This is a genomic window from Microbacterium sp. BF1, from assembly GCF_019279095.1.
Taxonomy (GTDB): Bacteria; Actinomycetota; Actinomycetes; order Actinomycetales; family Microbacteriaceae; genus Microbacterium; species Microbacterium maritypicum.
This window is the reverse complement of sequence record NZ_JAGYWT010000683.1, coordinates 1-1,028: the sequence shown is the minus strand read 5'-3', so window position 1 is coordinate 1,028 and position 1,028 is coordinate 1. Positions and strand designations below refer to the sequence as shown.

The following is a 1,028-nucleotide window of genomic DNA, read 5'->3' as shown; positions in this document are numbered from 1 at the left end:
CTAGCTGTGATGTCCAGGGACGTTGTTGCGTGAATCGCGCGTGAGCTGTTGAGAGACGAAGGCCTCCGGTTGCGAGAGTGGAGCTGTCTAGAAACCGCTCACGCAACACAGGAGGCCTTCGTGTCCCACGCTAACGCTGCTCTCACTCCTCGCGCTCGTTTACGGCTCGCGAAACTCATTGTCGAGGACCGGTGGACGGTCGCGGTCGCGGCGAAGATGTTCATGGTCTCGCCGCCTACGGCCCGCAAATGGGCGGCGAGATTCCGCGCCGAAGGACCGGCCGGGATGATCGACCGCTCCAGTCGTCCGAGGTCGATGCCCGCCCGAACGCCTCCGGCGGTGGTGAGGCGGATCGTGAAAGCCCGGTGGCGACGCCGGTTAGGACCGGCGCAGATCGCCGGTGAGCTCGGCATGCCTGCTTCGACCGTCCACGCCGTGTTGGTGCGTTGTCGGCTCAACCGACTCAGCCGCATCGATCGGGTTACCGGGGAGCCGATCCGTCGTTACGAACATGACTATCCAGGGTCGATGATCCATGTCGACGTGACCAAGTTCGGCAACATCCCCGACGGCGGCGGGCATAGGTTCCTCACCCGCCAGCAGAGCAAGGCCAATGGCCGCGCGCAGGCACTGAGAACCGGACAAAGAGGCCGCCAATACCGCCCACTCATCGGCACAGCGTTCCTGCACACCGTCATCGACGATCACTCCCGCGTCGCCTACGCAGAGATCTGCTCCGACGAGAAAGCGGCCACCGCGATCGGCGTCCTGCACCGCGCGGTCGCCTGGTTCGCCGCCCGCGGCGTCACCGTCGAGCGGGTGCTCTCCGACAACGGCTCCGCCTACCGCTCACACGCTTGGGCCGACGCCTGCACCGCGCTCAGCATCCGACCCAAAAGAACCCGACCTTACCGCCCGCAAACGAACGGGAAGATCGAGCGATTCCACCGCACCCTCGCCGACGGATGGGCCTACGCACGCTTCTACGAATCAGAGACCGAACGGCGAGCAGCACTACCCGCCTGGAT

General features: G+C 65.3%; 1 protein-coding gene. It reads left to right on the top strand.

Features of this window, described 5'->3' with window-relative positions:
• Positions 1 to 120: 120 nt before the first annotated feature.
• The coding region (locus KZA10_RS16010) for an IS481 family transposase (protein ID WP_218683380.1) at positions 121 to 1,028 on the top strand (908 nt) is incomplete at its 3' end.